The sequence below is a fragment of the Rhodococcus phenolicus genome, from assembly GCF_001646785.1.
GTDB lineage: Bacteria > Actinomycetota > Actinomycetes > Mycobacteriales > Mycobacteriaceae > Rhodococcus > Rhodococcus phenolicus.
In genome coordinates this window covers 1-6172 of record NZ_LRRH01000118.1, presented here as the reverse complement: position 1 = coordinate 6172, position 6172 = coordinate 1, and the positions used below count along the sequence as shown (strand labels likewise).

Annotated in this window: 6 protein-coding genes; all 6 read right to left on the bottom strand. The window is 62.9% G+C overall.

Features of this window, described 5'->3' with window-relative positions:
* Positions 1 to 36 precede the first annotated feature (36 nt).
* Entirely contained in the window at positions 37 to 912 is an 876-nt protein-coding gene (locus A8G15_RS25765) for an NAD(P)/FAD-dependent oxidoreductase (protein WP_342671597.1), read from the bottom strand.
* On the bottom strand, positions 876 to 1070 hold the full coding sequence (locus A8G15_RS25760) for a ferredoxin (protein ID WP_068165888.1): 195 nt from the start codon (positions 1068 to 1070) through the stop codon (positions 876 to 878). Before A8G15_RS25760 ends, A8G15_RS25765 begins: the two co-directional genes overlap by 37 nt.
* 28 nt (positions 1071 to 1098) lie before the next feature.
* Positions 1099 to 2424: a phytoene desaturase family protein gene (locus A8G15_RS25755; protein ID WP_068165887.1), complete on the bottom strand. Its 1326-nt coding sequence runs from the start codon at positions 2422 to 2424 to the stop codon at positions 1099 to 1101.
* 11 nt (positions 2425 to 2435) lie between these two features.
* On the bottom strand, positions 2436 to 3596 hold the full coding sequence (locus A8G15_RS25750) for an acyl-CoA dehydrogenase family protein (protein ID WP_068165886.1): 1161 nt from the start codon (positions 3594 to 3596) through the stop codon (positions 2436 to 2438).
* An 83-nt stretch (positions 3597 to 3679) separates the two neighbouring features.
* Positions 3680 to 4873, bottom strand: a complete 1194-nt coding sequence (locus A8G15_RS25745; RefSeq protein WP_068165885.1) for an acetyl-CoA acetyltransferase — start codon at positions 4871 to 4873, stop codon at positions 3680 to 3682.
* On the bottom strand, positions 4870 to 6172 hold a 1303-nt coding region (locus tag A8G15_RS25740; RefSeq protein WP_068165884.1), incomplete at its 5' end, for an OB-fold domain-containing protein. The genes A8G15_RS25740 and A8G15_RS25745, both read right to left, overlap by 4 nt.

Here is a 6172-nt window from a genome sequence, read left to right as displayed (position 1 = left end):
CACAACACGGAATCGCAGACGATCTCGGCCACCGAGTTACACCACTCTATGGGGCACTACTCCGGTCCACAAATTCTCGTCGCACACGACGCCGTTATCGATCGTCAGGCCGGCACCTTCCAACCACTCCACCGCGGGGATCGCGCCCGCTCCGACAACCACGAGATCCGCGTCGATCACCGTGCCATCCTCCAGGACAACACGTTGGACGCGACCGTCACCTTCGATCGATGCCACACCGACACCGCACCTGAGGTCGGTGCCGTTCCGAGTGTGCAACGAAGCAAGGACAGCGCCCATCTCCTGTCCGACTGCCCTGACAAGAGGAGTCGGAAGTGCCTCGATCACCACCGGCACCAGACCCCGTTTGCGGGCACCCGAGGCCACTTCCGATCCGATGAATCCGGCACCGATCACGACGGTGCGAGCACCGGCGTCGAGCGCCGCACGCACGGACACCGCGTCGTCAACCGTCCGTAGCGTATGCACTCCAGCCAGATCAGCGGTGCCGGGCAAGCTACGAGCCTGCGCGCCCGTCGCGATCACCAGCGCGTCGTAGCGCACTTCCCGACCGTCGGCGAGGAACACGATCCGGTCTGCGGTATCCAGCCCGACCGCCGCCGTACCCAGGAGCAGTTTCACATCCAGTTGGTCCGTGATCACCGACTCCGCGCGAAACTCCGTCGACACAGGACCCTCGTCAGATTTGTCGAGGTAGGCCTTGGACAGGGGCGGACGGTCGTATGGAAGGTGACGTTCGGCCCCGATCAGGGTGATACGCCCCTCGAATCCCTCCGTGCGGGCCGCTTCGACGGCACGCAGACCGGCGAGCGAGGCGCCGACCACCACGAGATGGCGATCATCGGACATGATTTCTACCCTTCGATCAGGCGCAGAGCCTCGGTGGGGCACCCGGAAACGGCATCACGCACACCCTCGAGGTCCTCATCGGAAACATCGTCGGTCAGCAACACGAGCTCACCGGCATCGTCGACCTCGAACACGTTGGGCGCCAAGGACTCGCAAATTCCGAGCCCGGTGCACTTGGTGTAATCCACGGCGATCTTCATGGTAGGACTCCTTTCGTCCCGGTAACTGTCAAGCGGTAGTGGTTGTCGCGCCAATCGGAAAACGTTCCTTGATCTGTTCGACGACGATCTGTGCCGTCTCGGCACATGCGGTAGTGCCACCGTTGGCGTATTCCTTGACGCCGTCGCCGACGTTCCACAAGTTCTCGATCGGTGTCGTGTTCGGCAGGTCGAAGCCGGCCACGGCACGCTGCGGAGGCCAGCCGTCGCGAGTGACATTGATCGAGAGAATCCGCGCCTCGTCGAACCCGTCTATCTCCGCACGCAACTCGTCCATCAAGATCTTCGTTTCGGCGTCCTCGTCGAACTTCCCGACCGAGGGCTGCGGCACGGCTGTACCCACGTACAGGTACCAGCCATCGGGTGACATTTCCGGGCACAAGTCGCTGAAGTTGGCGACATAGCAGAGTCGCCTGGTATTGGCGAAACTGAGCATGCCCGGGGCTTCGATGAGCTTGCGCCGACTGGCGAAGTTCACCGTGATCATCGACGTGGGACGGTCTCCGCGGCGTACCACATCGAGGTAGTCGGCGGGGAGATTTTCTTCCCCGACGATCCCGACAGTCGCGGCCGGCCCGATGTCACTGGCCGCGAAACGGCACGTGACATCGAGGGTCTCCCCGCCGCGCGTGACGGTCGCGCCGACCACCACTCCGCCTTCGACGTTCAGCTTGGTGACCTCACTGTTCAACCACAACTGACCACCGTCGCGCTCGAAGGCCTCGGCGAGCGACTTCCAGATTCCGATGGTGCCCTCGGGGCAGAATCCGAATTTCTTGAAGGCGCTCTTACGGGTGAAGTAGGTGAGGAAGACACGCGCGGGCAGGTCCTCGGAGCCGACAGCGAAGACCGAACCACACATATTGCGGAAGATGCCGTGGACGGACTCGTTCTTGGTGTACTTGCTCACCCAGTCCGCGGTCGACATCTCGTCCTCAGGCATGCCGGAGTCATTGCGTGCTGCGCCGATTCCCTTGACGATCTTCGCTGCCTGACGGCTGAGCTTTCCGAGAAGAAACCCCCATCCGCCACTGGAGACGTCGACATCCTTGCCTCCGAGTCGGTACAGGATCGGCGGCTGCGGCGAGCGGACGTCGAACTTCGCGCCGACCTCCTTGAAGGTTTCCTCGGTGATACCACCGGTCTCGATGACGATCGCGCCGTTGTTCACTTTGAAACCGTCGATCTCGTCGGTCGACGCGCGACCTCCGACCTTGTCGAGACGCTCGACCACGAGCGTGCGGTACCCGGCGTGCTGAAGTCGGGCGGCCGTCAAGAGGCCGCCGGCACCGGCACCGACTACAAGAGCATCGAATGAAAGGGTGCTGTCGGTCATGGAATGTTCTCCTAGTACGAGCGGGGCAGCCCGAGGCTGGTCTGGGCGACGAAGTTGAGGACCATTTCGCGGCTCACCGGCGCGGTGCGCAGCAACCGGGCGTTGAACCACATCTCGGCGAGTCCGTACTCCTTGGACAGACCATTGCCACCGTGGGTCTGGATAGCTTGATCGAGGGCTTCGAGCGAGGCCTCCGCAGCGGCATACTTGGCGATGTTCGCGGCCTCTGCAGCGTCCACGCCGGCATCGAAGAGTTCTGCGCTGCGCACCATCGCCATGCGCGCCATCTCGACGGAGATGTGGGCCTTCGCCAGCGGGTGCGAGATCCCCTGGTGGGCGCCGATAGGTGTCGACCACACCTGACGGTCGTTCGCATATTGCACAGCCTTCGCGATGGCGTATCGGCCGATGCCGTTGCTGATCGCGGCAGCGACGATGCGTTCGGGGTTCAGCCCCGCAAAAACCTGGCGCAGGCCCTTTCCGGCCTCGCCGATCAGGGCCTCCGGGCCGACTCGGACGTTGTCGAAGAACAAAGTGAACTGCTTGTCCGCGGATACCAACATGGTCTCGAGCGGCTGGTACACCACTCCTGGGGCGTCCACCGGCACGACGAACATCGAGAGCGGAGCGTGTCTGCCCTCGGGTGCGTCGGCATCCCGGGTGATGACGAGCAGCGCCTCGGCCTCGTCGATTGCGGAAATGAAGTATTTGGAACCGGAGATCGTCCACCCCTCTCCATCGCGGCGCGCGGTGGTGGAGACGTTGTGACTGTTGGAACCGGCGTCCGGTTCGGTCAGCGCGAAGGCCATTCGCCGGCGACCGGAAGCGAGTCCGGGCAGCCACTGTTGCTTCATCTCGTCCGATGCGTGCTGCGCAAGGATGGACCCGCAGATCACGGGTGAGATGACCGAGATGAGCATCGGCATACCGTGGGCCGCCAACTCTTCGACGACGACAATCGCCTCCGACAGCCCGGCTCCTCCGCCGCCGTATTCTTCGGGCAGGTGCATTCCCAACAGTCCGGCGTCACCCAGTTCGTACCAGAGTTCGTCGACATTCGAGCCGCTCCGGGCACGCTCGAGGTAGTACTCGCTGCCGAACTTCTGAGCGATCTTCGCTGTGCTCTCCCGGATGAGACGATGCTCGTCCGAATCTACGACCAGTCCGGCCATCGGTCCTGTCCCTTCGTCGGTATTGAATCTAACGTAAATTAAATTGCCTGTCGGCGTCAAGGGGAGCCGCGTGAGTCATGGCATCAGCCCAGCTCGGAACCCACGACGGAGACGAACGAGACGCAACTTCCCGGGCGTCCTCCGAGGTTATGGGTCAGCGCAGTTCTCGGACCTTCGAGCTGTCTTTCGCCGGCTTCACCACGGAACTGCAGCCACGCCTCGTACAGCATTCGGAGACCACTGGCACCTACCGGATGTCCGAACGATTTCAATCCGCCGTCAGGGTTGACCGGCAAACGCCCGCCGAGTTCGAAGTCACCGTTCAACACGTCCTTCCAACCCTCCCCCCGCTCGGAGAATCCGAGGTCTTCCATCAGAACCAGCTCTGTCGGGGTGAAACAGTCATGTACCTCGGCCAGTGAGATCTGGGTGCGAGGATCCGTGATTCCGGCTTGGTCGTACGCATCCTGTGCACTACGCACCACCTCGGGGAAGGTTGTGTAGTCGTAGTCCGGGTCCGTGGCACCGCGAGCAGGCCCAGCAGCAAGGGACAACCCCTTCACATACATCGGGGTATCCGTATACAGATACGCGTCCTCGGCACGGACGATCAGGGCACAGGCGGCTCCGTCGGATACACCCGAACAATCGAACACTCCCAGCCGACCCGCGACGAGCGGCGCCGACTCGATTTTCTCCTTGGACACCTCCGACCGAAACTGTGCCTTGGAGTTGAGTGCACCGTTGTGGTGGTTCTTCCACGCAATGTGCGTCATCGCCTGCCGAAAATCGGAGGGATCGACACCGTACCGGGCGCAATAGGCGGGGTCGAGGAGGGAGAATGCGGCGGGCGCTGTGAGAGACAGTTCTGCGGCAGTACCATCCGCAGGTGGATCACCCCGAAGCAGGCCGGAGAAGCCCGAATCCTTCAGCTTCTCCACACCCACGGCCATAACCCGATCGTATGCCCCCGATGCGACGGCGTAACAGGCGTTGCGAAATGCTTCCGATCCGCTCGCACAATAGTTTTCGACGCGGGTGACCGGCTTGTAATCCAGTGCCAGGGGCTTGCTCAACGTCAACCCGCTCTGACCCGATCCGAGTGTCGCAAGCCAGTAGGCATCGACGTCGTCGCGAGAGATCCGAGGGTTGTTCGCGTACAACTCCTCGGTTGCCTCCACGACGAGATCGTCGGCACTGCGGTCCCAATGTTCACCGAAGGGCGTGCAACCCATCGCCACAACGGCGACCCTGTCTCGAATACCCCTACTGCTCATTGCACTCGGACCTTCCAGAAGTAGTTGTGCACACCGTCGGCCGTATTCAACCGACGAAACACCGTCTCGACGCGCGCACCGACCGACAGCGCGGACGGATCTGCATCGGCAACTTCGAAGGTGAATCGGCCACCGTCATCGAAGTCCACGACCGCATCCACTACCGGCGGAGCCGGTGAGTAGGCGAGTCGATCGACCGTATAGGTCGCCACCGATCCGGAATGGCCCGCCAGCGACTCCACCGCCATCCGATCGACGACTCCGCAGTCCTTACACACTCGGACCGGTGGGAGATGAACGAAGCCACATTTTTCGCAACGACTGCCGGATAGAGCAAACTTCCACCTCCCGCTTCTGGCAGCCGCCGGTCCCGACACACGATCCGGCTCCGGCCGCCGCGGGGGCTCCCGGTCCAGCAGACCCCTCCACGTCAGATAGGTCGGGTAAGAGACCGGTCGACCCGCCTCGAGTTGCTCGGTAACCGGGACTCGTTGACGACCGACTGCGATCCGGTCGGTCGCCTGGAGAAGAATTGCGTCCGCGCCATCGGCAACCGAGAGGACCAGGATGCTCTCTCCCGGCTCGGCTCGATCCAGGGCATCCGCCAGGGCTACACCCACCGAAGCAGCCCCCGCGTAACCGAGCGGAGATATGGATACGGTATCCGCGCACCGGACCAGAGCAGAGGCCTTCTTCGTTACCGCCGAATTGCTCGAAACCAGAACGGCATGATCGACCCGGCTCGTTTGGGCAGCCTCGAGTACGTCTTCGATCACGCGCTCGACCAGGGGTGTGTATCGATCGAGACCGAACCGTTCCTCCCACTGCGCCCCGGAGTTCGAACCCGGTGTCCGCCAGCGGTCGAGGATCTCGTCGGTCACCGATGCGAACTCGACGACCTTCGCGACCGCGTCGATCTCCGGGCCGAATACGAACGCTGCTGCGCCGTCCCCTCCACCGGACTCATCAGTCGAGCCCGGACGACCGACGATCACATCCGCAAGCACAGCCATACCCCCTGTGGCGGCACCCGCTCGCAACGCAGCCACTCCACTACGTGCAGCTCCCCCCATATCGGCCGCGAAAGTGGTCCCCGGCAGGCCGAGAGCAGCGTGGATCGCGGTCGCATTCGTCTTGTCCACATAAGCCGGGGTCGTGGTTGCAAAAAGTAGCGTCGCGAGCCCGGTCGCCTCACTTCCGGACGATTCGAGAGCTGCTTGTGCCGCAGCGACCCCAAGCGTGGTGCTGTCCTCATCGAAAGAAGCGACGACGCGTTCACGGGTAAGTCCCGGGGAGTGG

Coding starts and splice junctions, on each gene's coding strand:
- A8G15_RS25760 (WP_068165888.1), bottom strand. CDS start 1,070: ATGAAGATCGCCGTGGATTACACCAAGTGCACCGGGCTCGGAATTTGC.
- A8G15_RS25755 (WP_068165887.1), bottom strand. CDS start 2,424: ATGACCGACAGCACCCTTTCATTCGATGCTCTTGTAGTCGGTGCCGGT.
- A8G15_RS25750 (WP_068165886.1), bottom strand. CDS start 3,596: ATGGCCGGACTGGTCGTAGATTCGGACGAGCATCGTCTCATCCGGGAG.
- A8G15_RS25745 (WP_068165885.1), bottom strand. CDS start 4,873: ATGAGCAGTAGGGGTATTCGAGACAGGGTCGCCGTTGTGGCGATGGGT.